Source organism: Williamsia sp. MIQD14, from assembly GCF_051025635.1.
In the GTDB taxonomy this organism is placed as follows: Bacteria; Actinomycetota; Actinomycetes; order Mycobacteriales; family Mycobacteriaceae; genus Williamsia_A.
In genome coordinates this window covers 1,115,737-1,139,410 of record NZ_JBPFDG010000001.1, presented here as the reverse complement: position 1 = coordinate 1,139,410, position 23,674 = coordinate 1,115,737, and the positions used below count along the sequence as shown (strand labels likewise).

Genomic DNA, 23,674 nt, shown 5'->3' with positions numbered 1-23,674 from the left:
CGTTCCGCGGAACGCAGTCAGAACGTTCGAAGAAGCCGCATCCGGCTGATCATCCGGAAGGCGTCCGGGCGCGAGGCGACTGCCGAAGTGAGGAAGTCGTCGAGTGCATGTGCAGAGCAAAAGGTGACACACACGTCGCGGTCGGCGAGAACGTCGACGAGGTTTATGAAGCGCTGCTGGGCTTCCCGGTCAATCGCGCCGAACATCGGAACTCCGGTGACGGTCCAGTCGCCGTAAAGCGCTGACCACTCGATGTATTCGACGGTCGACAGTGGTGCGTCGCACACGTGGTCGAACGTGACCCGAAGGTGGCCGCCGCCTGCGGACACAACGGGAAAACGTCGGCCGGCCAGGTGCAGGTATGCATCGGCCGCCGCGGCATCGGCCGCGGCCGCAGACGAGACAATCCACCCGCCGGAGGCGAATCCGGAGCTGTGTGCGCGCCGACCGATGCGGTGGTCGACATTTCCGTCGAGGCGAGCGATAGCGAGATTCTCGGTGATCATGGCGATCCCGTCCTCCATGAGGTGGTGCCACACGGGGTTCGGGAGCAGGTCGTCAGGTTGGTAGTTCGACGTCACCAGGAGTGTGATCTGCTGCGTGAGAACATATTCGAGAACCCGAATGAGGAGTCGGGCGTCGCCGGGGTCGTGGATGTGCAACTCATCGAACACGAGGAGTCCGTGCGAACCGATGATGTCGTGGAGCGCTCGCCGGAGTGCCCCGGCGTCGCCTCGCTCTGCGTGGATACGCGCGTGTAAGAGGTGGAAAAATTCGTGCGAATGCACCCGCAGCTTCGGGGCGGCCGCGGCGTCGAACACCGCATCCACGATCCACGACTTGCCCCGCCCCACCGGCCCGTACACATAAGCACCGCGTGGTGTCGAACGATGTCTACGGCGTCGCCGCGGTCCCACGATGTCGGCGAGTTGCGCGACGAGCCGGTGCTGGTCGACGTCGAGAGTGAATCCATCGTTGTGAGCGGCCTTTGCGACCGCCGCGACGACCGGATCGTGCACCCTCGTCAGCCGGGGAGTTCGCCGGTGCGCGGGTTGCGCGCGGTGATGCAGTAGGGCCGCCCGGTCGGGTCGGCCATCACGGTCCAGTCGCCGTGTTCGGCGACGACCTCGGCGCCCCAGTCCTCGTGCCGGGCCACCTCCTCGGCGGGGTGGGTGCTGGCGAGGTCGACGTGACCGGCGATGGCCCCGGAATTGGTCGACTGCAACAGGATCCGCACCGCGAGGTGTTCCGGTCGGACGAGGTGCCGGAACTCGGGTCGGCCACTGCTGCCGCCGGCGACCTCCCATCCGGTCAGCGACTCCCAGAACGCGCACTCTCGATCGAATCGACGGGAGGGGATGTCGATCGACACCTGGTCGATGATGCTGATGGTGTCACCGGGCCAGCGGATGGGGCGCGACTTGCGGCTCTGTCCCTGCCACACCACCAGGCAGAACACGAATCCCGCCGGGGACGTCATGGTGATGCAGTCGTCGGCCCACGAGACGACGGCCGCCCCGATCTCCTGTGCGCCGGCGGCCGAGGCGACGATGTCGTCGACCGCGAGATCGAGGTGCACCCCGCCGACGCCGTGGTCGATCCGTTGGACCAGCAGATGCGAATCGCCGTGGAACGGCTCGAGAGAGGCGAACTGCCGCTTGTCGCCGCGCGGCGGGGAGACGGTGCTGCCGGCGATGGCGCGCCAGAAGGTGACCTCGTCACCGAACTCGTCGGCGGGGAAGTCGAGGACCAGCGACAGCCATCGCACCGAGGTGACCGCCATCAGCGCACCCGATGGCGAGAACGCCACCGCTCGAGGGTCGTGGCGTCGCCGGAGACCTCGATCTCGTCTCCGCGATTCCACAGTCCGAGGTAGAGGACGACGGCGGTGCCCCGCCACGTCGCCGTCGGCGACTCGGGCGCGCCGTCGGTGACGCTCAACGCCTCCGCCGACACCGACAGGGTCCAGGCGTGATCGGTGTCGGTGGTCTCGACACCGATCGTCAGCGGCTCACCGTCGTACAACTTCGACCGGCCGCGGGGGGCGAAGCGGACCAGCAACTCGTCGAGGCCGTCGGCGGCGAGGGCGGGATCGATGCCGACCGCGGCGGCCGTCGGGAGCGAACCGTCCTCGGCGGCAACGGCATCGACGGCGTGGATGGTGGTCTCGTGCGCCTGACGACGGGTCCAGAACTCCAGCGGGGTGCGGCCGGTGTCCATGAACACCCACGCGTCGACATCCGGATCGGCGGTCTCGAGGGTCGCGAGGAGTTCCCGTGCGCCCTCCACGAACCAGTCGGTGAGGTCGCTCGGTGCCACGCGGTCGAGCACGTCGGACTCCGAGGCGAACGGCGCCTCGGCGCCCAGGATCTGCGCCCGCGCCCACCGGTGCACCATCCCCTGGTGCGCCACCAGATCGGCGATCGTCCAGTCGGGGCAGGTCGGCACGAGGGCGGTGAGTCCGGCCGTGCGCGCAGACGCCGACAACCGGTGCGTCGCCGCGTCGATCACGGAACGGAACTCGTCGAGGGTCGGCCCACCGGACATGCCGATCAGTGTGGCACGCGAGGGCTCACAGCTGGGGGAGTACCTGTGCGGCCACGAGTTCGAGGTGGTCGAGATCGCCGAGATCGAGCGTCTGCAGATACATCCGGGTGACCCCGATGTCGGCGAACCCGCCGATGGTGTCGACGATCTCCGCCGGTGTCCCGGCGAGTCCGGAGGCGCGCAGGTCGTCGACGTCCCGTCCGATCGCCTCGGCGCGGCGGGCCACCTCGGCGTCGTCGCGACCACAGCACAGCACCTGCGCGGCCGAGTGCGCGATGGGCGCCGACCGCTCGACCGTCGCGCAGGCCTCGTCGATGCGGCGGTGCAGCGGCGCGGCGTCGGCGGCGGTCATGAACGGGGTGTTGAACTCGGCGGCGAACCGCGCCGCGAGCGCGGGGGTCCGCTTCTTGCCGGAGCCGCCGATGATGATCGGCGGGCCGGGCCGCTGCGTCGGCTTGGGAAGCGCGGGCGACTCGGTGAGCTGGTAGTGCTTGCCGTCGAAGGTGAACCGATCGCCGACCGGCGTCGCCCAGAGCCCGGTGACGATCGTCAGGTACTCCTCGAGGCGGTCGAACCTCTCGCCGAGCGCAGGGAACGGGATGCCGTAGGCGGAGTGCTCCTCGGCGTACCACCCCGCGCCGATGCCGAACTCGACGCGGCCTCCCGACATCGCGTCGACCTGCGCGACCGAGATGGCCGTCGGACCGGGGAGACGGAAGGTCGCCGAGGTGACCAGCGTGCCCAGGCGGATGGTGCTGGTCTCGCGGGCGATCCCGGCGAGGGTGATCCACGCATCGCTCGGACCGACCCCGTCGGGCACGTTCATCGCGAGGTAGTGGTCGGATCGGAAGAAGCCGGTGAAGCCGGCCGACTCGGCGGTGGTGGCCACCGCGAGCAGTTCGTCGTAGGTGGCACCCTGCTGCGGCTCGGTGAAAATGCACGTCTCCATCGCTCCAGCATGCCCCCTAGAGTGGCTGTCATGGACAGCACTGGCGGCAGCGGTTTCCCGGACACGGGCGGACACCGGCCATGACCGATCGGTGCCTGCCCCGGTTGCTGCGCCGACTGCGGCCGCCACAGGGCGACCGTGTCGCGGTGGTGCGACTCGAGGGTCACATCGGATCGGTGGGCGTGGGTCGCGGGGGCATCACCGCCGACGGTGTCGAGGGCGTGCTCAAGCGTGCGTTCACCGGCGATCGCGTGAAGGCGGTCGTGCTGGTGATCAACTCGCCCGGCGGCTCGCCCGCCCAGTCGGAGTACATCGCCGAACGGATCCGCCAGCTCGCCTCGGAGAACGGTGTCCGGGTGCTGGCGTTCTGTGAGGACGTCGCCGCATCGGGTGGCTACTGGATCGCCTGCGCGGCCGACGAGATCTTCGCCGCCCGGACCTCGATGGTCGGATCGATCGGGGTGGTGTCGTCGGGCTTCGGCGCGACCGAACTCATCGACCGCGTCGGCCTCGAACGCCGCATCTACACCGCGGGCGCGAACAAGGCCCGCCTCGACACCTTCTCCCCGGAGAAGGAGGAGGACGTGGCGTGGCTCGCCGGTATCCAGGGCGATCTGCACGCCGCGTTCATCGCCTGGGTGCGACAGCGTCGCGGCGCGAAACTGCAGGGCGACGACGCGACCCTGTTCAACGGTGACGTGTGGATCGGACGCAAGGCGGTCGACGTCGGGCTCGTCGACGCGGTCGGCGTGCTGCGGTCGGTGATCGCCGAGCGGTACCCCGACGCCGACGTCGAGGTGATCACGCCGCCCAAGCCGCTGCTCGCCCGCCTGACCGGCGGTCAGGTCGGTGTCGCAGCCGCCGTCGACGGGATGGTCGACGGCGTCGTGACCGGTGCGCTGTCCGCGGCCGAGACGAGGTCGCGCTGGTCGGCGTTCGGCCTGTGACCCGGTCGGCGGGCGGGCCTGTGAACAAGTACGCGCGTGCGGGAATTCATCCACAGGCGTCACCTTCCCGCGCAGGCCCGGGCACGTTCGCGACGACCCTCAAGTTGTGGATGAGGTTGTGGAAACTGTGGACAACCCCGCCTGGGACGCTTGTGAACGTGAGTCAGGTCACCTTTTCGGTCCATCTGCGCCTATTTCGTTCGCGGTCCTGAAGACCGGATTGCAGACTTCGCGCGCTCTGCCGCCGGTCGCGCCTGTGCACAGCCTGTGGACAAATTCGGTCGCGCCCGCCGTTCGGGCTCGACGTGCCACCATGGGACGCGTGGGTGCGCACCGGCGGTCGGGTTCTCGGATCGGCCTGTCGTGATCGATTTCTGCCCCCGCTGCCGTATCCAGGCACCGCACGACCCGCGTCGTTCGGGATGCCCTCGCTGCGGCGGAGCGCTCATGGTCCTCGACAGCCTCGATCAGATCCCGCCCCGCCCCGTGGCGGCCCCGGCGTCGCCCCGTCCCGATGCGCGCCCGGCGCCGACCGCACGGCGCAATCCCCGCGTCCGCTGGGAGGCCCGTCGGCCGCCCGAGGCGCGTCCCGCGCCCCGCCGTCCCCGACCGGTGGGACCCGGACCCACCCCCCGCTACGCGGCGCCGCCGCGCTGGGGACTCGTCGACGTCATCACCCCCGACGAGGAGCCGCGGCCGTCGCGCGCGGAGCGTCTCGCCGGATCGTTGTCGCCGCTGCTGCAGGCGACCGGATCGGTGCTGCTGATCGCGGCGGTCGCCGAGGCGTGGATCTACGCCCTACTCATCCGCAACCGCACCGCCCCGGTGGGTGCGACGACCGCCGGCTGGGCCTATGCCCTCACCTGGGCGCTCGGCGTCGTGTCGATCGTGATGGTGGTCGCGAGCCTGGTGTCGTTCATCGCCTGGCTGCGACAGCGCCGCTCCGAGGCGTTCGCCGCACATGACCGCCTCGATCCCCGACCGACCTGGCAACTGGTCGTCGGTTGCCTGGTCCCGGTCGTCAACGTCGTCGCGCCGGCGGTCTTCCTCCACGAACTCGCGCGATGCGGTCACGCGCTGCCCGCCGACCGCGTGCAGCGGGTCCTGCGTCTGTGGTGGGCGGCATGGGCCGCGCTGTCGGCGCTCGCGATCGCGACCCTGGCGATCCGCTATTCCTCGGACTCCATCCAGTGGGGCGCGAACGCGGTGCTCCTCACCGTTCTCTGCGATCTCGCCGGCGCGGCGTTCGCGATCGTGTCCTCGCGTCTGCTGGTCCGCGCCTTCGACGCCGATGCGCGCCCCGCACCGTCGAACCGGTGGCTCGCGGCATGAGCGGCCCGCAGCCCCTCCCCGGCGGGGACGAGCCCGGGGACCACGAGCCCTACGACCCCGAGGCGATCCCGCCCGACGCGCAGCTGACCGACGATCTCGCCGAGGTGTCGCGGATACGCAGGCAGCGTCGACCGGCCGTCGTCGCGCACCGCGGTGCGTCGGCCGATCGGCCCGAACACACCCTCGCCGCCTACGAGCTGGCGCTGGCGCAGGGCGCCGAGGGTCTCGAGTGCGATGTGCGGCTCACCCGCGACCACCAGCTCGTGTGCGTGCACGACCGCACCGTCGACCGCACGTCGTCGGGGACCGGTGTCGTGAGCGAGATGACGCTCGCGCAGCTGCGGGAACTCGACTTCGGCAGCTGGCATGCGCGCGGCGCGCCGGCGTCGGTGCTGACGCTGGCCGAACTGCTCACCCTCACCCTCGACTGGCCCGACCCGGTGCGGTTGTTCATCGAGACCAAACACCCGGTCCGGTACGGCGCACTCGTCGAACAACTGCTGCTGGCCGAACTGCACCGGTTCGGTGTCGCGGCGCCGGCGTCGGCCGATCACAGTCGCGCCGTGGTGATCTCGTTCTCCCCGGCGGCGGTGTGGCGTGTGCGACGCAACGCGCCGATGCTGCCGACCATCCTTCTCGGCGAGACCGCGCGGCTCCTCGGCGGCAGCGCGGCGACCGCTGTGGGCGCGACCGGGATCGGACCGTCGATCGTGACGCTGCGCGATCATCCCGACGCCGTCGACCGCGCCGCGGCGTCGGGACGGGCCACCTACTGCTGGACCGTCGACGAGTACGCCGACGTCACCCATTGCGCCCGCATCGGCGTCGATTTCCTCGCCACCAACCACCCCGGACGGGTGCGGGAGTGGCTGGAGCCGGGGCGGCGCTGAACCCCGCCTGCGCGGGGTAATAGATTCTGGACCCATGGCCAAGAAGAGCAAGCGCGGAACCGGACGTCCCGGCAGTGATCGAGCCGAGCGGGTCGCCGCCCGCAAGGCGCGGCAGGCGCAGGCCCTGGCCGCACCGGCCCGGCCCTTCGCGGGTCTCGCCGCCGAATGCGACATCGTCGCCCTCCGCGCGTTCGTCGCGTCGGCGACCGCCTCGGTCACCGTCCACGGTGAGGCGGGATCCAACGCGGTGTCGCTCGCGACGATCCTGCCCGGCGCGGTGCAGGCCCTGACCCGCGACCTGGGCGGCTCGGTCGAGGGCCTCGTGGCCCTGCAGACAGAGTTCGAGGGTTCCGACATCCCCGGCGAGCTCGCGCACGCCCTGCGCTGGGCGAGCCGCGCCGAGGCCGGTGCGCCCTACGAGCCGAGGCCCGAGGACACCGACGTCGACGGTGCAGAGGCAGACGGGGAGGCCGACCTCGCCGCCACCTTCGGCGCCGACACCACCCTCGACATCACGCTGCACGACGACTTCTCGTGGTGGTTCGCCGATTCCGCCGACATCTCGCCCGACATCGCCGCGATGATCGAGCAGGCGTCGGAGTCGATCCTGCCCACCGCGCGCATCGTCGGAGAGAACCTCTCCGGCGCGCCGTGGTGGGTCGACGCCGGCGAGCGGGCGCACGTCCGCTGGGTGCGGCCCGAGGCCGAGGACGACGTGATGACCGCGCTGGCGCGACTGCACGCGGCGGGCAAGCTCACCCTCGGTGAGGGATCGAAGTTCGCCGGGTCGTTCCGCACCCACGGTCTGCTGGTGCCGGTGTTCGACCTCGACAACGAGATGCACCACGAGGAGTGGACCGCCCCGTGCGCACGCTTCGAGGCCGACCTCGCCGACGCCTTGGCGCAGACCGGTGACCTGACCGGCGAACAACGCCGCTCGCGCGACGGCATCCGAGGCCGCCAGGTCACCCTGCGATGACCGGGAAGGCGTTGCGGCGCACGGTGACCCTGCAGAAGCGGGGCCCGGCCGCAGCGATCGTGCTGACCGACGACGAGGTCGCCTCGTTCGGCGGCACGAAGACACCGCCGGTGCGTTTCACGATCGGTGGCATCACCGTCGCCGGTCGTGTCGGGCGGATGGGCGGGGAGAACCTGCTGGGGCTGAACAAGGCCGTGCGTACCCAACTGGGGGTGGAGGCCGGCGACACCGTCGACGTCGCGATCGAACTCGACGACGGCCCGCGCGAGATCGAGATCCCGCCCGCGCTGGCAACGGCTCTCGACGCCGACCCTGCTGTGCGCGCGGCATTCGACGCGTTGGCGCCGTCGCGTCGCAAGGAGCACGCCCGCGCGGTCGCCGACGCCAAGCGCGACGAGACCCGGGACCGCCGGATCGCGGCGATCGTGGAGGGATTGCGGAGCAGCTGAGTCAGATCGCGCCGCCGGCGATCGACGGCGCGGTGGCGTCGGCCTCGGCCGCGACGTTGAGTTCGCGCTGCACGAAGGTCTCGAGGTCGAAGGTGTTGCCGTTGGCGCGCTCGGCGACGGTCTGCAGGGTGGTCATCACCGCGACCTCCTCGACCTGCTCCTTGAGGAACCACTGCATGAACTGCTCACCGAGGTAGTCGCCCTCGTCGCGCGCGGTCTTGGCCAGCGCGATGATCTGGTCGGTGACCGTCTGTTCCTGGTGCAGCGCCAGCTTGATCGGCTCACGGAAATCGCTGAAATGGCTTTGCGGAGCGGCGATCCCGGGGACCTCCACGGCCATGTCGCGGTCGAGGAAGTACTGGATGATCATCATCGCGTGGTTGCGTTCCTCGACCGACTGGCCGTAGAAGTGCTTGGCCAGCTGCGGGAGGTCCTCGTTGGCGTAGAACGAGGCGAGCGCGATGTACTGCTGCGACGCGGCGAACTCGTGGGCGATCTGCTCGGCGAGGAGCTGATGGAATGCGGACACGGGGCTCGCTGCTGAGCGTGTGGTGACGGACATGGCGACGAGACTAGGCTGTCCGATTTGCCCTGTCACCCAAGTTCGCCCTTACTGAGGATGCACTTCCCCGATCTCAGCTGATCGCACCGGTGTTGGTACTCAACAGGTTCTCGGGGATCGGTGAATCCTTCGCGATCAGGTCGAAGAAGGTCGTCGTGTCGTCGTCGGGGGCCAGGGCGTCGCCGTCGTCGGTGCTCTCCGAGCCGCCGGTGGGTGTGGTGGTCGTCACCGGACCGCCGCGCAGCGCCCACCCCAACATCGCGAGATTCCAGATGTGGTCGCCGTTGTCGACGGTGAGCGTCGAGACGGTTCCGCTCACGAAGGGGAACAACCGGAACGGGTTGGCGATGGTGGAGAAGCTCGCGGCCTTCGACATCAGTGCGGTGAGGAACTTGCGCTGGTTCACCACGCGTTCGAGGTCGGCGTTCGGGAACGCCCGCGTGCGGACCAACCCCAATGCCTGACGGCCGTTCAGATCCTGACAGCCCGCGCGCAGGTTGAGGCCCGCCTTGGGATCACGCAGCGGTTGGTCGAGGCAGATGTTCACCCCGCCCACCGAGTCGACGAGGGTGTCGAAGCCGCCGAAACCGATCTCCGCGTAGTGGTCGATGTGCACGCGGGTGAACGTCTCGATGGTCTGGACGAGCAGCTTCGGGCCGCCGAAGGTGAAGGCGGCGTTGATCTTGTGCGGCCCCTGACCGGGGATGGTGACGAAGAGATCGCGCGGGATGCTGACGATGGTCGCCTTCCCGCTGTTCGGGATGTGCACCAGCATCATGGTGTCGGTGCGGCCGAGGTCGCCGTCGACGTCGCCGGTGGTGAGGTTGCGCTTCTGCTGCTCGGTGAGACCGGCACGGGAATCAGAGCCCACGAGAAGCCAATTGGTGCCCGGGGTGTCGCGGACACGGTCGGGATAGGAGCCCAGTGCGTCGACCCGGTTGAGTTTCGAGTCGTAGTAGAACGTGAGTCCCACCAGTGCGACCACGATGACGAGCAGCAACGTGAGCAGGGTGCGGCCGATGCGTGGGCGACGCAGACGGCGCCGTCGGGGTGGTCGTGGAGGCGGGCCCGCCGCGCGCCCGGGTGGCCGGTTTCGTGGCGGACCGGGTGGGCCGGGTCGGTCGAGTCGGGGGTCGCGCCGGAATCCCTGGGCGTCGGCCGGCGTGCGACCGCGTGGCGGGGGAGGCGGGGGTGGTGCCGGCGCGCCTCGGCGTGGTGGGGCGTCGCGGAACGGTTCGGGTTTCTGGGGAGGCGCGTAGCCGTCCACACCCCGTGCGGGACCCGGACGGGGCGCGGCGGGCCGTGGGGGGTGGTCCGGTGTCTCCGACCAGGCGCGCGGCGGGCGTCGATCACCGCCGCCGTCGCCGCGTCGGGGCCCGCCCGGTTCGCGGGGCCGCCGGATGAAGGGCCCCTCCTGGTCGCTCACAGGCACGACTGTACGGAGCCGGGCGACGTCGGGGCGGTCACTGCAGCCAAGTGAGATGGTCCCGCAACAGTGCATATCCGACGAACGCGACGGTGTCGATGAGGGCGTGACCGATCACCAGCGGCCACGTGCGCGATGTCAGCTGGAAGAAGCGGCCGTAGACCAGGCCCATCACCACGTTGCCGAGACCGCCGCCGAAGCCCTGATAGAGGTGGTAGCTGCCCCGCAGCAGCGCCGAGGCCAGCAGAGACCGGTTCTCACCCCACCCGAGCTGCCGCAGCCGGGTGATCAGATAGGCGACCACCAGCACCTCCTCGGCGCCGGCGTTGCCGACGGCGGAGATCACCAGGACCGGGAGGCGCCACCACGTCTCGGTGAGGTCGCTGGGCAGCACCTGGGCGTTGACGCCCAGCTCGCGCGCCACCAGATAGAGGCCCAGACCCGGCAGTCCGATCCCGGCGGCGAGTGCCGCACCCCAGGCGACGTCGCGGCGTGTCGGACGGCGCGTGATGCCGGCTCGGTGCAGCGCGACGCCGCCGCGGTAGATGAGGTAGACCGCGAGCGCGGCGATCGCGAAGAGTTTTGTGGCGGCGAGGAGTTGGCGTGCGAGGTCGATGTAGTCGATCGTCGACGTCGACTGGTTGAGGGCGACCGTGCTGTTGCCGATGCCCCCCGACCGCAGCTCCGCCTCGAGCAGTGACAGCGCCGAGTACGCGCCGGAGAGCCCGAAGGTGAGGATGACGACGATGCTGATTTCGGCACCGATGAGCCGACGCTGCGTGCGGTCGGTGACCACCTCGACGTCGGCGGGTCGCGCCGGGGTCAGCAGCGTTCGGATGGGTGAGGGCACCTCGCCACGATAGAGACGCCGCCTGTGCTCAGTCGGTGATGCTGTTCAGGTAGGGGCAGCCGGCGAGCGCGCGCAGGGCCCGGGACAGGGCCATCACGTCGGTCACGGGGCGGTCGAACGACAGGCGGGTGTCGAGGTCGCCGGTCTCGCCCTCCACCCGGAAGCGGATGCCCCAGCGGTCGATGCCGAGCGGTCGCACACGACCGTTCCGCAGGTGTCGCGGCAGGCGGCGGACGAGTTGTTCGATGACGTCGGAGTGGTCGGAGTCGAGGTGGGCGATCCAGTCGGCCTCGTACTGCCAGAACGGGTCGGGCGTGGCGCGGGTCAGTTCGTCGGCGGCGACCGCGGCCGCGCCGGTCGACGTCGCGATGACGGCGCCGGTCAGTTGCAGACGCAGCATCGAGAACCCGTGGCCGAGGTCGAGCAGTTCGTCGGCGGGATGTTCGAGGGCGATCTCCATGGCGAGGTCGCGCTCGAGGTCGGCGGGCACCCGGTGCAGGACACCGTTGAGCCAGATCAGCGACCGCACGCGTTCGCGGAGTTCGATGGGTGCGCAGTCGGTGACCTCGATCATCGCCGGGACTCCGTCGGAGCCTGCCCGGGTGGCGGCCATGGCGTCGGTGTCGGAGCCGATGAGGACGAACGCCTGCCCGTCGAAGAGGTGCACCATCGTCACCGGCGACGGCTCGGCGCCTTCGATGGCGACCATCGCGGCGGTCACGTGCATGCACGCGGTGCGGATCGCCTCGGCGTCGGTCGGGCGGTCGGTCACGGTGGTTGCCATGGCGGATCCTCTTCTGGCGGGAGCTCGTCGAGACGTGGTTAAGGTAACCCTAACCTAAATCAGCGTCTCATGAGGAGCAGGGCGGCCGATCTCTCGAAACGCGACCCGTCACGCCGCCTCGAAGACCATGTCGTGCGGCCAGGTGATGTCAAAGCGCATGTTCGGCGCCGGAGTATCAGGTGGGTTCCGGTATCGCTCGAGAAGTTCGTCGAGACGGTGCAGGTGGTTGGCGCGGAGAGCATGGGGTGGGTCGGTGTTGCGTCGCCAGCCGTAGCGGCCTTTGTCGGGGCCGTCGGTGATCTTCTCTGTGGTCCACTGGTGCGGTTCAGTGCCGACGGTCCGGTTGTGGGGGCCGCATGCGGGTGCCATGTGGGTCGAGTCGGTGAGGCCGCCGTCGGCCCAGTCGTTTTCGGCGTGGTGCATTTCGGTGTGCGCGAACGGTGTTGGGCAGTCGTCTTTGCTGCAACCCTTGTACTTCCCGAAGGCCATCAACCGTTGCGACTGCGATGCCAGCCGACGAGACCGGCCGAAGAACAGCGGCTCGTCGGTGACGTCGCTGAACACGGCGAGGTGGGTCTGGGCGTTTGCGGCGAGCTTGACCACGTCGGAGATGGGCAGATCGCTGCCGGTGGCGGTGCGTGCGATTCCGGCGTGCTCACGCAGTTGAGCGTCGGTGATGGACACGATGATCTGCGGTGGCAGTCCGCGATGTGACCCGCCGAGGAGACCGCCGTTGACTGCGGCGTCGAGTAGAGCTTTCAGCGCATCGTGATTGCGTTGGGACTGCGAGCGGCAATCCCGATCGGCAGCGTCCCGCAGCAGGGCTGGATCCACATCGGAATGATCGCCGCGGGGTGACTGGTCGTCGTCCGGGTTGTTCATGCCGGGCGCCGCCCACTTGGCGAGTACGACGTCGAACAATGCGCGGGTGATCGGATCCAACGTGGCGGTGAGTTTCGACATCAGCTGCGAGTCCTGGCAGCCGAGATTCAGGTTCCGGTTCCGGGCACGATCGCGGTCGTCGGTGAGGGTCCCGTCGGGATCAAGGTGAGCGAGGATCCGCACGCCCGCGGCGGCGATCTCTTTCGGCGTCAGTGTGGTCGCGAACTCGGCCAGGGTCTGCTCGGCGAAGGCGCGGTGCTCGGGTTCGATCGCGGTGGGGATCTTGGCCATCACGTCGAGTACGGCGTGGACGTGGTCGGGGCCGATCGAACCGGCGGCGAGTTCCCGAGCGGTGTTCGGGCACACCGGTGGGAGCTTCTCGCCGGTCATCGCATGCATCGACTCGAGGGCCTGCACTTCTTTGAGACGTTTCTTCGGTTGCGTGACGCGCAGTTTCGTCTGTAGGAACTCGGTCAGGGTCACGCACCCGACAGTGCGGTGCGCGTCGCGGTCGGAGACCTCGAGGATGCGGCGGTTACCGGTGGACTGGAGTTGGCGGACAGCGGTTTCGTGGGTGATCGCCAGTTGTGCGACTGTCTCGTCGTCGTAGGCGTCTGAGGTCTCGTCGGCGATCTCTTTCACGAGGGATTGCAGGGCAGCGTATTTCGCAATGAGATCACTCACGAACGGCCCCTCCCCAGGTGGTTCTGTACATCCAGGTTAGCACGGATGTTCGAAACCTGGGAGGTTAAATTCAGTGAATAGTGTTGAACGCTGGTGTATTTCGCTGTTCTGATTGCGATTACTACCGCTGACGGTGCGGAAGCCGGTCGTCGAGTGTGCGTTGTCTCGTCGTCGGCTCACGCCGGGCGGTGAGCACACTCGACGCCCGTTTCCACACAGTCAGCACGACCACTCGCCCGGCCGCCTTCGCGCGGTCAGCGCAGCCCGTCCCGGTCGGTCGTACAGTCTTCCGGTTGCGGGCAACGACGTCGACTAGGCTCGTGATGTGTCCGACCTTCGTCCGCTGCTGCCCGAGCCTTCCGGCGCGGTCGCGTATTTCGGTCCGGCGGGGACGTTCACCGAGATGGCCCTCGATCGTCTGATGGACCGCGTCGGCTGGACCGATCCGGAGCGTTCCACGCAGTCGAGCCCGGGTGACGTGATCGAGGCCGTCCGGTCGGGTGCCGCAAGCCACGGGTGCGTCCCGATGGAGAGCTCCGTGGAGGGTGCGGTACCCGCGACGATGGACGCGCTCGCCGCCGGCGACGGCGTGCAGATTCTCGCCGAGACGGTTCTCGACATCGCCTTCACCGTCGCTGCCGCCCCCGGCCGGGCCGGTGACGACATCGCGACCATCGCCGCATATCCCGTGGCGGAGGGTCAGACCCGGGAGAGCCTGCGCCGACTGTTCCCGTCGGCGACGGTCATCCCGTCCTCGTCGAACGCCGCCGCGGCGGCCGATGTCGCGGCCGGTCGCGCCGACGCCGCGTTGACGACGGCTCTCGCCGCCCGTAACCACGGCCTCACCGCCCTCGCCGAGAACGTCGCCGACGCGGCCGACGCCACCACACGTTTCGTGCTGATCGGGCGACCGGCGCCCGTCCCGGCGCGCACCGGTCGCGACCGGACCGCGGTGATCCTGAACCTGCCCGACGTCCCGGGGTCGCTCGTGCGGGCGATGAGCGAATTCGCCACGCGCGACATCGATCTGATGCGAATCGAATCACGACCACGACGCCACTCGGCGGGTTACCACTTCTTCCTCGACGCCTCCGGACACATCGACGACCCTCTGATGGGACACGGGTTGGCAGGACTGCACGCCTTCGCCGAGAAGGTGACCTTCCTGGGGTCGTGGCCCGCCGAGCGTGCGACCGGCGCGGCGTCACCCGACCACTCCGACTCGCTGCGATGGGTCGAGGCGTTGCGCCGGGGTGAGCACTGATGGGGTCGTTGCACCTGGTGCGGCACGGGCAGACGACCTCCAATGTGATGGCGCGCCTCGACACCCGGCCCCCGGGCGCGGGTCTCACCGATTTCGGTGCGCGACAGGCTGTTCTGTTCGGACTCGAACGCCCCGACGCAGGTCCCGCCGCGCTCTACAGCTCGGTCGCACGGCGTGCTCGGGAGACCGCCGAACTCATCGGGACGGTGTGGGGGATCGAGGCCCGGTCCGTCGACGATCTGCACGAGGTGCAGGTGGGCGACCTCGAGGACCGCAACGACGACGACTCGGTGCGCGCGTTCCGTGACCTGATCGCCGACTGGTTCGCCGGTCACACCGATCGGCGGGTCGGCAACAGCGAGAGCCTCGACGACCTGCTGCGTCGGTACGTCCCGGTGATCGAATCACTGCGCGACGCCCACGCCGACGCGCCCGGCGACGTGTACGTGGTGAGTCATGGGGCCGCGATCCGACTGGTCGCGGCGCATCTCTGCGGCGTCGACCCGGAGTTCGCCCTCGAGCACGGATTACCCAACACCGGGTCGATCGAACTCCTCTGGCGCGACGACGCCTGGACCTGTGTCCATTGGGGTGGTGTAGACCCGGTCCGCCCGGTCGGCGCCGCCACCGTCGACCCGATGGGCTGAGCGCCGCCGATTCACGCTGCGGGTCTCAGCCCCACCCGTGGGCGTGCAACCAGGCGTCGTCGATGCCGAAGTGATGCGCGATCTCGTGGACGACCGTGATCGCGACCTCGGCGACCACCTGGTCGCGGTCGGTGCACATCGACAGCAGCGGCTCGCGGTAGATGGTGATGGTGTCGGGCAGGGCGCCGCCGTAGGTGGTGTCGCGCTGGGTGAGCGCGATGCCCTCGTAGAGCCCGAGCAGGTCGGGTTCGTCGGGGTGGTGGCCCTCCACGAGCACCACCACGTTGCTCATGGCGTCGGTGAGTTCGGTGGGGATGGTGTCGAGCGCGTCCGACACCAGCTCCTCGAACTCCCGATCGGACATCTCGACCGTCATCGCACGGGTCCGTTCGCGACTCGCAGGTTCATGGTCGTCAGCCCTCGGGGGCCGGGACCTCGGTCGGGTTGGGGGAGATGCCCTGCGGCAGCGGGACCGGGGTCGGGTTGAGCCGACCGGGCGGTTCCACCGGCGGCGGCACCGGCACCTTGCCGTTGATGAGGAGGTTGGGTTTGCCGTCGCCGACGAGAGTCGCGAATCCGCCACGGTCGGGCAGACCGACGTAGCAGACCGCGGTGCGACTGCCCGAGAGCCAACTGACCTGGCTGATCGTCGACCACTGCACGTTGAGCGTGGTGTCGGTGAACGCCTTCTGGGTGCCGAAGAACCCGGTCGTCATCTTGGGGCAGACACCCGAGAGGAAGCGGTTCTGGGTGGCGAGGTCGGGCCAGGGCTTGCCCGCGCCGGGGGCACCGAACTGCTCGGCCAGGCCCACGAGCCCGGTCACCTGGAACGCGTGCTGCTCGGCGCAGTTCACCGGATCGGTGGGTTGCCGCGACTGCAGGTTGATGCCGATGCAGGTGCCGATCGGCCACTGCGGCGCCTGGTCGAGATCGGCGACACGACCCAGGAACGGCTGCAGACGACCCGTGGAATCGGCCGCCTGGATGCCGCAGCGCAGGGTGCGTTCGCCGTCGTCCCACTGACGCTGCGAGGGGTAGAGCATGCCGACCGAGAAGCGCCCGTTCGGATCGAAACGACCGTTCAGGTACGAGTTCACCTGGTTCGGACAGTACTGCTCGCGCAGCGCGACGAACTGTTCGCGACTCGGCCAGGGCGCGGTGTCACCGAACTGATTCGCCGCGACAGCCGTCAGGTCGACGACCCCGGCCACCTCGAAGAAATGCGACCCGCCGCACCCGATGGCGGACGGGCGGCTCGGGTCGTTCTGCGGCCAGGTGAGGCACGTCCCGGGGGTCGAGCGGTTGAACGCGTTGGCCTGCGGGCCGCGGGCCTCGGCGCCGATCGCGGTCTGGTCGATCGATCCGGCGTCGGAGAACCCACCGATCGCCGCGACGATCGCCGCCGCGGCCAGGGCGCCCAGCACGACGGCCCCGAGCACGGTGCGCATCGGGTGCGCGGTCAGCCATCGGGTTCGACCTGTCGCCGGTCCGGCGGTCACCGTGTCCTGCGGTGCGCGGGCGTCCTCGGGCTCGGGGGCCAGATCGTGATCCGTTCCCTCGGGAGCGTCGTCAGGCGCGGCGTCACCGGTCGACTCGTTCTCGGCCGGATCCGTGTTGTCGAAGGGTTCCGGCGAGGTGTCGTCGGTCGACAGCTCGTCGTCGGGCCGCCCGTCGTCGGACGGGGTGTCGTCGGGGGCGGGGGGATCGGTGGGCGCAGACATCGACGTCCATCATGCCTGTCGCCGGGCGGCGTCCGGCCGATACCGTGGACCTCGATGTCTGCACCCGACGAACCGACCCCCGACCAGCGCGACGACGCCGACATCGCCGAGCTGGCGGGTCGCCTGTTCGACATGGCGCGTGGCGGGCACACCGCGCAGCTGGTCGAGTACGTACGCGCCGGCGTGCCCGCGAACCTGACGACCGGCACCGGCGACACCCTGGTGATGCTGGCCGCCTACCACGGGCACGCCGCGACGGTCGCCGCCCTCGTCGGTCTCGGCGCCGAGGTCGACCGCGCCAACGACAAGAACCAGACCCCGCTCGCCGGCGCGGTGTTCAAGGGGCACGACGACGTCGTCGAGACGCTTGTCGCCGCGGGCGCCGACCCCGACGCCGGCACCCCCACCGCCCGCGACGCCGCCGCGATGTTCGGCCGCGACGACTACACGGCGCGGTGGCGGTGATCGGGCACTGACCGGCGCAGGGTCAGCCAGTAGGGTTCTGCAGGTGATCGACCTGAAACTGCTCCGGGACGACCCCGACCTCGTCCGTACCTCCCAACGCAAGCGCGGGGAGGACCCCGCGCTCGTCGACACGCTGCTCGACGCCGATGTCACGCGCCGCTCCGCGATCGCCGACGCCGACGCGCTGCGCAACGAACAGAAGACGCTCGGCAAGTCGGTCGGCAAGGCCTCCGCCGACGAGAAGCCCGCACTGCTGGCCCGCGGCAAGGAGCTCGCGGAGAAGGTGAAGGCCGCCTCGACCGCGCAGTCCGAGGCCGAGGCCGTCGTGACCGCGACCCACCGGGCCATCGGCAATGTCGTCGCCGACGAGGCGCCGGCCGGCGGCGAGGACAACTACGTGGTGCTCGAACACGTCGGTGAACCGACCGCCATCGATAACCCGAAGGACCACCTCGAGATCGGTGAGTCGCTCGGCCTGCTCGACATGGAGCGCGGCGCGAAGGTGTCGGGCTCGCGGTTCTACTTCCTCACCGGGCAGGGCGCGCTGCTCCAGCTCGGACTGCTGCAGCTGGCGGCGCGGTTGGCGACCGCCAACGGGTTCACGATGATGATCCCGCCGGTGCTGGTGCGACCCGAGGTGATGGAGGGCACCGGTTTCCTCGGTGCGCACTCGGCCGAGATCTACCACCTCCCCGACGACGACCTCTACCTCGTCGGGACCTCCGAGGTGCCGATGGCCGGGTACCACATGAACGAGATCCTCGACCTGTCGAACGGGCCGAAACGCTATGCGGGATGGTCGAGTTGCTTCCGCCGCGAGGCCGGCAGCTACGGCAAGGACACCCGCGGGATCATCCGCGTCCACCAGTTCGACAAGGTGGAGGGCTTCGTCTACTGCAAGCCCTCCGACGCCGAGGCCGAGCACCAAAAGCTGCTGGGATGGCAGAAGGAGATGCTCGCCGCCATCGACGTGCCCTACCGCGTGATCGACACCGCCGCCGGTGATCTCGGATCGTCGGCCGCGCGGAAGTTCGACTGTGAGGCGTGGGTGCCCACCCAGGAGACCTACCGCGAGCTGACCTCGACGTCGAATTGCACGACCTATCAGGCCCGTCGACTCTCGGTGCGGTACCGCGACGAGAACGGCAAGCCGCAGACCGCCGCGACGCTCAACGGCACCCTGGCCACCACCCGGTGGATCGTCGCGATCCTCGAGAACCACCAGCAACCCGACGGCACCGTGCGACTGCCCGAGGCGCTCGCCGCGTCGGTCGGGACCGACGTCCTGCGTCCACCGAGCTGATCGCGTCCCCATGTTGATCGCCGGAGTCCTCGCAGCGCTGTTCGCGTCGATCGCCTACGGGGTGTCGTCGGTACTGCAGGCCCACGGTGCGCGCAGCAGCCACGACGCCGCGTTGGCCCGCGGCGAGACCGGTCTCTCGACCGAGTCCGGTGCGCCCACACTGCGATCGACCGTCATGGCGATGCTCACGGTCTACTTCATCGTCGGCACGGTGATGGACGTCGCGGGCTTCGTCGGCGGCGCGGTGTCGGCGCGGTTGGCGCCACTGTTCCTGTCGCAGACGATCATCAGCGCGAACCTCGTCATCACCGCCGTTCTCGGCATCTTCGTGCTCAAGATCCGGCTGCACACCCGCGACTGGGTGGCGATCGGTGTGGTGCTGCTCGCGCTGTGCGCGCTGGGGGTGTCGGCGAAGGAGAACCCCCGCCAGACGGAGTCGATGCTCTTCCACTGGGTGCTGCTCACGTTGACGGCCGCACTCGTCGTCGTCTCGATCGCTTTGGTGCGGTGGCTGGGATCGCGCGCGGCGATCGCGGCGGGTCTGGCCGCCGGTGCGCTGTTCGGCGCGGTCGCCATCTCGGTGCGCGTGCTCGACGGACTCGACCCGTTCTCCCTGTCGACGGTGTTCACCGACCCCGCGCTCTACGCGCTGGCCCTGGCCGGCGGCGGTGGCTTCTACCTGCACACCGTTGCGCTGCAACTGGGCTCGGTCAACGGCGCGACCGCGGCACTGGTCGTCGGCGAGACCGTGGTCCCCGGTGTGATCGGCGTGATCTTCCTCGGCGACGAAACCGTGAACGGTCTGGCGTGGCTCGCCGTGCTCGGGTTCATCGCCGCCGTCGTCGGTGCGGTCACCGTCGCCTGGTCGGGTGCCGTGGAGGCCTCGGCGCAGGCCGAGGCGGCGGAATAGCGCCTCCACTCCGGGGGTTGGACGGCATGCTGTCCCGCGTCATCGCCGAAGCCAGGAGTCGACTGCCATGCCTCTCGTCCACATCCACCTGATCGAGAACCGACGCACCGCCGAGCAGATCCGCACGCTCGCCGACACCGTGCAGGAGGTGTTGCTCGACCACTTCGCAGCCCCGCCGCGGGATCGCTATCAGCTCATCACCGAGCACAAGCCGGGCGGCATCATCGCCGAGGACACCGGACTCGGATTCGAACGCACCGACGACATCGTGCTCATCCAGATCGTGCAGCAGGGCCGCGACACCGATCAGAAGCAGGCGACCTACCGCGCTCTGGCCGACCGGCTGGGTGCCGAATGTGGCCTGGCCGGAACCGATCTCATCGTGTCGGTGGTCGAGAACACCCAGGCCGACTGGTCGTTCGGCAACGGGATCGCCCAGTTCATCACCGGCGACCTCTGATCGTCCGACGAGGTCAGGCACGCGCCCTGCGGCCGGCGGTGCGGGTCTGGCCGGGCGTCTCACCGATGACGCGGCGGTAGCGTCGCGAGAAATGGGCGTGATCGGTGAAACCGAGTTCGACTGCGAGCGTGGACAGATCGGTCTCGGGTTCGGCGTGGAGCCGGGTGGCCGCGTCCTGCATCCGCCGGCATTCGATGAGTTGTTTCGGGGTGAACCCGGTGTGCCGCCGCACCACACGCTCGACCGTCCGCACCGATGCGTGTACGGCGTCGGCGAGCGCGGTGGCGGTGGTGATGTCGGTGCGTTCCTCCGCGGACACCACTGCCGACGTGGCCAGGCGGCCGGCGTCGTCGACACGGTCGGCGAGCGGCGTGAGCCACTCCTCGAGTACCTCGCGCAGGAGGTCGCCATCACCGTCCCCCGTCATCACCTCGGCGAGTCGCGCCGACGGCGCGCCGTCGAAGGGGATGTCGGCACCGAGGAGTGCGGTGCCGGTGAGATCGGTGAGCAGCGGCGTCGCGGCCGGGCGGAACAACACCCCCACCGCCCATCCGACACCGCGCAGGGTGCGCTCGGTCACGTGGGGTTGCGGTCCGTAGAGGCCGGTGTGGTGGGCGCCGTGCACCTGGGGCCCGGCCTCGACGACGACGTTGACCGCCGGATAGTTGAGCACCCGTTGCGTCACGGGCATGTCGAGTCGCCACCGCACCACCCAGACATTGCGCACGAGGTCGGGCAGTCCGAGTGTGAAGCGGTCGAAGACGACGCCGGGTGATCCCGGGTTGAGGTGTCCCCGGGACGCGATCGCGTGGTGGATCTCGGGCGGTCCCATCGTCGGACAAGTCTGTCGCATACGTACAAGACCCGCCAGCTCTCGACGCCGACGATGAAAGCCATGATCACATCCGAGAGCACCCCAGCAGAGAAGACCACCGCCGCGACCGGCGACCACACCACCGACGGCCGCCCCCACGTCTACTCGTCGCTCACGCCCTTCATCGTGGTGAGCCCGGCGCGCGACGCGATCGAGTTCTACCGCAGTGTGTTCGGCGCGACCGTCGCGGGCGTCACCGACATCGACGGGTCCGTCGCGCACGCGGAATTGCAGTTCCCCGAGGGGCGACTGCAGCTCGGCGAGCCGAGCCCGACCTACGACCTCGCCGCTCCCACACCGGGTTCGCCGGCGATCTACTCCCTCGCCGTCTACGTCTCCGATGCCGACGCCGCCGTCACGCGGGCGGTCGACGCCGGAGCCACGGTGCGCGAGCAGCCCATGACGTTCGTCTCCGGTGACCGCTTCGCGTCGGTGCTCGACCCGTTCGGTGTGCGCTGGTCGGTGATGACCCGCGTCGAGGACCTCAGTCCGCAGGAGAGCGAACGACGCGTGGCGGACTGGGCCGCATCCCAGTCGGGCTCGTAGCCTGCGACGTCAGTCCAGGGCCGCCGCGATGAGCGTCGCGGCGGCGTCGCGTGCGTGTCGTGCCGCGGTCGGGTCGGCGACGATCGCCGAGGTCGTCTGCGCACCCTCGGCGAGCAAAACGAGCTGGCGGGCCAGGGCCGGTGTGGCGCCGGCCTTCTCCACCAGGTCGTCGACGTAGATCTGAAAGCTCTCCTTGTGGGCGCGCGCCGCTGCCGCGACCTCGGGCGACGATCCGCCGAGCTCGCCGAAGGCGTTGATGAAGGCGCAGCCGCGGAAGTCGTCGGTCACGAACCACTCGGCCAGGAAGTCGAACACCGCGAGCAGCTTCTCGCGCGGCGACGAGAGCGGGGCGGCCACGCGGTCGAGCCCCGACACCCACATCGCATGGCGGTGGTCGAGCACTGCCAGCACGATCGCGTCCTTCCCGGGGAAGTCGGCGTAGAGCCGTTTGAGGGAGACACCGGCCGACTCGCGCAGTTCGTCCATGCTGACCTGCTGGATCCCGCGCTCGTAGAACAGCCGGTCAGCGGCCTCGACGATGGCGGTCCTCGTGTCCATGACGGCAGTGTACTTGCCGTGAGAACGAGCGTTCTGTAGTGTAGGCGGTGTCGGAGAACGTTCGTTCTCTACGACCGTCGATCAGGACTTCGCCGAGGAGGCAGTCATGGGTTACATCACCACCACAGGTACCGAGAACTCCGCTCCGATCGAGCTCTACTACGAAGACCACGGCAACGGGCAGCCCGTCGTGCTGATCCACGGTTACCCGCTCGACGGGTCGTCGTGGGAGAGGCAGACCACCGCCCTCCTCGACGCCGGCTACCGCGTCATCACCTACGATCGGCGCGGGTTCGGCAAGTCGAGCAAGCCGACCATCGGCCACGACTACGACACCTACGCGGCCGACCTGAAGGCCGTCCTCGATCAGCTCGAACTGAACCAGGTCGTTCTGGTGGGCTTCTCGATGGGCACCGGCGAGGTGGGGCGCTACCTCGGCAAGTACGGCTCGTCGCGCGTGGCCAAGGCCGTGTTCCTCGGATCGCTCGAGCCCTACCTGCTGCAGACCGACGACAACCCGGCCGGCGTCCCGCAGAGCGTGTTCGACGGTCTCGCCGACGCGGTGAAGGCCGACCGCTACGCGTTCTTCACCGACTTCTTCACGAACTTCTTCAACGCCGACGACTACCTCGGCAACCGACTGAGCGAAGAGGCCCTCGCCGCGAACAAGCAGCTCGCCTACAACGCTTCGGCGTGGGCGTCGGTCGCGGCGCAGCCGACCTGGCTGACCGACTTCCGTGAGGACATCCCCAAGATCGACGTGCCGTCGCTGATCGTGCACGGGACCGCCGACAACATCCTGCCGATCGACTCCACGGGCCGGGAGTTCACCAAGGCGCTTCCCGACGCCGAGTACGTCGAGATCGAGGGCGCCCCGCACGGACTGCTGTGGACCCACCACGCCGAGGTCAACAAGATCCTGCTGGACTTCCTCGCCCAGTGAGAACCTTCCCTGCGAAGTAGCGGTTCGTCCGCACACCGGCCGCACTCGAGACCCGGGTGCGGCCGGTTCGCGTCGTGGCACATGTCATCGTGGGTGATGGCCCCACAGACGGTGACCGCGGCGACGCTGGGCGCGTGGGTGTTCACGGTGAACGGGACCCGGTGGGACTCGGTCGTCGAGATCGCGAGGGAGCGAGGCTCTCTCGCCACCCGCTGCGTCGCGGCGAACTACCGCAAGGACGTGATGGCCGCGGGCCAGCGCGCACTGCTGTGGGCGAGCGGGCCGGCGTCCGGCCCGCGACCGCGGGGCATCGCCGGACTCGGGTGGATCACCGGTCCGAGCGAGATCGACCCGGAGAACGATTCCGACCGGCCGTCGTGGCTCGCCCGCACCGACATCCGCCTCCTCCCCGACGCCGAGCGTGTCCGGGCGACCGACCTCGGTGAGATACCCGGCCTCGCCCACATGGAGATCCTGCGTCTCCCGCAGGCGAGCAACCCCTCGTGGGTCACCCGCGACGAGTTGGCACTGATCGAGCCACTGCTTCCGCGATGGCCGAGTATGCCCGGCCGCGGGCGATCCGCCCACGGTTGATGAGCCACGCGAAGAATGTTGCGTACGGCGAACTTTCGGCCTTTCGTTACTTTGCGTCGCTGAACTTTGTCGCCTGAACGAGTGAACAAATGACTGATTTGACAAAAC

Annotated in this window: 27 protein-coding genes; 14 read left to right on the top strand and 13 right to left on the bottom strand. The window is 69.3% G+C overall.

All coding sequences use genetic code 11. The features are described 5' to 3' along the window. Window positions 1-17: 17 nt before the first annotated feature. The 4 genes from zapE to ACQ7HM_RS04845 are packed head-to-tail and all read right to left on the bottom strand — an operon-like array spanning window position 18 to window position 3,496. Window positions 18-1,019, bottom strand: a complete 1,002-nt coding sequence (zapE, locus tag ACQ7HM_RS04860; protein ID WP_434215089.1) for a cell division protein ZapE — start codon at window positions 1,017-1,019, stop codon at window positions 18-20. 5 nt (window positions 1,020-1,024) lie between these two features. Further along, complete coding sequence (locus ACQ7HM_RS04855; protein WP_434215633.1) at window positions 1,025-1,783, bottom strand: VOC family protein; 759 nt, start codon at window positions 1,781-1,783, stop codon at window positions 1,025-1,027. Then, a complete protein-coding gene (locus ACQ7HM_RS04850) occupies window positions 1,783-2,547 on the bottom strand; it encodes a maleylpyruvate isomerase family mycothiol-dependent enzyme (RefSeq protein ID WP_434215088.1) in 765 nt (254 codons plus the stop codon). Before ACQ7HM_RS04850 ends, ACQ7HM_RS04855 begins: the two co-directional genes overlap by 1 nt. Before the next feature lie 25 nt (window positions 2,548-2,572). After that, on the bottom strand, window positions 2,573-3,496 hold the full coding sequence (locus tag ACQ7HM_RS04845; RefSeq protein ID WP_434215087.1) for an LLM class F420-dependent oxidoreductase: 924 nt from the start codon (window positions 3,494-3,496) through the stop codon (window positions 2,573-2,575). Between the two features lie 80 nt (window positions 3,497-3,576). On the opposite strand from ACQ7HM_RS04845, the gene ACQ7HM_RS04840 reads away from it, so the two are divergent. The 5 genes from ACQ7HM_RS04840 to ACQ7HM_RS04820 all read left to right on the top strand — a co-directional run bounded on the left by ACQ7HM_RS04840 (window position 3,577) and on the right by ACQ7HM_RS04820 (window position 8,093). Next, a complete protein-coding gene (locus ACQ7HM_RS04840; RefSeq protein ID WP_434215086.1) occupies window positions 3,577-4,443 on the top strand; it encodes a S49 family peptidase in 867 nt (288 codons plus the stop codon). Window positions 4,444-4,890: 447 nt separating this feature from the next. Continuing rightward, entirely contained in the window at window positions 4,891-5,775 is an 885-nt protein-coding gene (locus ACQ7HM_RS04835; RefSeq protein ID WP_434215085.1) for a DUF4328 domain-containing protein, read from the top strand. Beyond that, window positions 5,772-6,665, top strand: coding sequence for a glycerophosphodiester phosphodiesterase (locus ACQ7HM_RS04830; protein WP_434215084.1), 894 nt, complete (start codon window positions 5,772-5,774; stop codon window positions 6,663-6,665). Before ACQ7HM_RS04835 ends, ACQ7HM_RS04830 begins: the two co-directional genes overlap by 4 nt. Before the next feature lie 34 nt (window positions 6,666-6,699). Next, window positions 6,700-7,644 (top strand): DUF5926 family protein, encoded by a 945-nt coding sequence (locus tag ACQ7HM_RS04825; protein ID WP_434215083.1) that lies wholly within the window; start codon window positions 6,700-6,702, stop codon window positions 7,642-7,644. After that, window positions 7,641-8,093, top strand: a complete 453-nt coding sequence (locus tag ACQ7HM_RS04820; protein ID WP_434215082.1) for a YdeI/OmpD-associated family protein — start codon at window positions 7,641-7,643, stop codon at window positions 8,091-8,093. The genes ACQ7HM_RS04825 and ACQ7HM_RS04820 overlap by 4 nt, the downstream gene beginning before the upstream one ends. Window position 8,094: 1 nt before the next feature. Here ACQ7HM_RS04820 and ACQ7HM_RS04815 read toward each other — a convergent pair whose 3' ends face one another. The 5 genes from ACQ7HM_RS04815 to ACQ7HM_RS04795 all read right to left on the bottom strand — a co-directional run bounded on the left by ACQ7HM_RS04815 (window position 8,095) and on the right by ACQ7HM_RS04795 (window position 13,281). Then, window positions 8,095-8,655: a ferritin gene (locus tag ACQ7HM_RS04815; RefSeq protein WP_434215081.1), complete on the bottom strand. Its 561-nt coding sequence runs from the start codon at window positions 8,653-8,655 to the stop codon at window positions 8,095-8,097. 73 nt (window positions 8,656-8,728) lie between these two features. Then, window positions 8,729-9,655 carry an LCP family protein gene (locus ACQ7HM_RS04810; protein WP_434215080.1) on the bottom strand — a complete coding sequence of 309 codons (927 nt, stop codon included), beginning with the start codon at window positions 9,653-9,655 and terminating at the stop codon, window positions 8,729-8,731. A gap of 463 nt (window positions 9,656-10,118) precedes the next feature. Beyond that, window positions 10,119-10,931, bottom strand: a complete 813-nt coding sequence (locus ACQ7HM_RS04805) for a CPBP family intramembrane glutamic endopeptidase (RefSeq protein WP_434215079.1) — start codon at window positions 10,929-10,931, stop codon at window positions 10,119-10,121. A 28-nt stretch (window positions 10,932-10,959) separates the two neighbouring features. Next, window positions 10,960-11,715 carry a DUF2470 domain-containing protein gene (locus ACQ7HM_RS04800; RefSeq protein ID WP_434215078.1) on the bottom strand — a complete coding sequence of 252 codons (756 nt, stop codon included), beginning with the start codon at window positions 11,713-11,715 and terminating at the stop codon, window positions 10,960-10,962. 108 nt (window positions 11,716-11,823) lie between these two features. Next, window positions 11,824-13,281: a DUF222 domain-containing protein gene (locus ACQ7HM_RS04795; protein ID WP_434215077.1), complete on the bottom strand. Its 1,458-nt coding sequence runs from the start codon at window positions 13,279-13,281 to the stop codon at window positions 11,824-11,826. 325 nt (window positions 13,282-13,606) lie between these two features. Between ACQ7HM_RS04795 and pheA the strand changes: the two genes are divergently transcribed. Continuing rightward, window positions 13,607-14,545: a prephenate dehydratase gene (pheA, locus tag ACQ7HM_RS04790; RefSeq protein WP_434215076.1), complete on the top strand. Its 939-nt coding sequence runs from the start codon at window positions 13,607-13,609 to the stop codon at window positions 14,543-14,545. Then, window positions 14,545-15,192, top strand: a complete 648-nt coding sequence (locus tag ACQ7HM_RS04785; protein WP_434215075.1) for a histidine phosphatase family protein — start codon at window positions 14,545-14,547, stop codon at window positions 15,190-15,192. Before pheA ends, ACQ7HM_RS04785 begins: the two co-directional genes overlap by 1 nt. Window positions 15,193-15,217: 25 nt before the next feature. On the opposite strand, the gene ACQ7HM_RS04780 is transcribed toward ACQ7HM_RS04785, so the two are convergent. Beyond that, window positions 15,218-15,568, bottom strand: coding sequence for a metallopeptidase family protein (locus tag ACQ7HM_RS04780; RefSeq protein WP_434215074.1), 351 nt, complete (start codon window positions 15,566-15,568; stop codon window positions 15,218-15,220). 37 nt (window positions 15,569-15,605) lie between these two features. Further along, a complete protein-coding gene (locus tag ACQ7HM_RS04775; RefSeq protein ID WP_434215073.1) occupies window positions 15,606-16,913 on the bottom strand; it encodes a septum formation family protein in 1,308 nt (435 codons plus the stop codon). A gap of 54 nt (window positions 16,914-16,967) precedes the next feature. Between ACQ7HM_RS04775 and ACQ7HM_RS04770 the strand changes: the two genes are divergently transcribed. From ACQ7HM_RS04770 to ACQ7HM_RS04755, 4 genes are all read left to right on the top strand, one after another. Next, complete coding sequence (locus tag ACQ7HM_RS04770; protein ID WP_434215072.1) at window positions 16,968-17,378, top strand: ankyrin repeat domain-containing protein; 411 nt, start codon at window positions 16,968-16,970, stop codon at window positions 17,376-17,378. A 43-nt stretch (window positions 17,379-17,421) separates the two neighbouring features. After that, window positions 17,422-18,681: a serine--tRNA ligase gene (serS, locus tag ACQ7HM_RS04765; protein WP_434215071.1), complete on the top strand. Its 1,260-nt coding sequence runs from the start codon at window positions 17,422-17,424 to the stop codon at window positions 18,679-18,681. A gap of 10 nt (window positions 18,682-18,691) precedes the next feature. Continuing rightward, complete coding sequence (locus ACQ7HM_RS04760) at window positions 18,692-19,591, top strand: hypothetical protein (RefSeq protein ID WP_434215070.1); 900 nt, start codon at window positions 18,692-18,694, stop codon at window positions 19,589-19,591. A gap of 67 nt (window positions 19,592-19,658) precedes the next feature. Further along, a complete protein-coding gene (locus ACQ7HM_RS04755) occupies window positions 19,659-20,051 on the top strand; it encodes a tautomerase family protein (protein ID WP_434215069.1) in 393 nt (130 codons plus the stop codon). A 13-nt stretch (window positions 20,052-20,064) separates the two neighbouring features. On the opposite strand, the gene ACQ7HM_RS04750 is transcribed toward ACQ7HM_RS04755, so the two are convergent. Further along, on the bottom strand, window positions 20,065-20,883 hold the full coding sequence (locus tag ACQ7HM_RS04750) for a helix-turn-helix domain-containing protein (RefSeq protein WP_434215068.1): 819 nt from the start codon (window positions 20,881-20,883) through the stop codon (window positions 20,065-20,067). Between the two features lie 63 nt (window positions 20,884-20,946). On the opposite strand from ACQ7HM_RS04750, the gene ACQ7HM_RS04745 reads away from it, so the two are divergent. Beyond that, window positions 20,947-21,471 (top strand): VOC family protein, encoded by a 525-nt coding sequence (locus ACQ7HM_RS04745; RefSeq protein ID WP_434215067.1) that lies wholly within the window; start codon window positions 20,947-20,949, stop codon window positions 21,469-21,471. 9 nt (window positions 21,472-21,480) lie between these two features. Here the strand turns inward: ACQ7HM_RS04745 and ACQ7HM_RS04740 are convergent, their stop codons facing one another. Then, on the bottom strand, window positions 21,481-22,029 hold the full coding sequence (locus ACQ7HM_RS04740; protein WP_434215066.1) for a TetR/AcrR family transcriptional regulator: 549 nt from the start codon (window positions 22,027-22,029) through the stop codon (window positions 21,481-21,483). 106 nt (window positions 22,030-22,135) lie between these two features. Between ACQ7HM_RS04740 and ACQ7HM_RS04735 the strand changes: the two genes are divergently transcribed. After that, the gene (locus tag ACQ7HM_RS04735; RefSeq protein WP_434215065.1) at window positions 22,136-22,972 is read left to right on the top strand and encodes an alpha/beta fold hydrolase; all 837 of its coding nucleotides are present in this window, start codon (window positions 22,136-22,138) and stop codon (window positions 22,970-22,972) included. Between the two features lie 96 nt (window positions 22,973-23,068). Continuing rightward, window positions 23,069-23,566 (top strand): hypothetical protein, encoded by a 498-nt coding sequence (locus ACQ7HM_RS04730; protein WP_434215064.1) that lies wholly within the window; start codon window positions 23,069-23,071, stop codon window positions 23,564-23,566. Window positions 23,567-23,674: the final 108 nt, after the last annotated feature.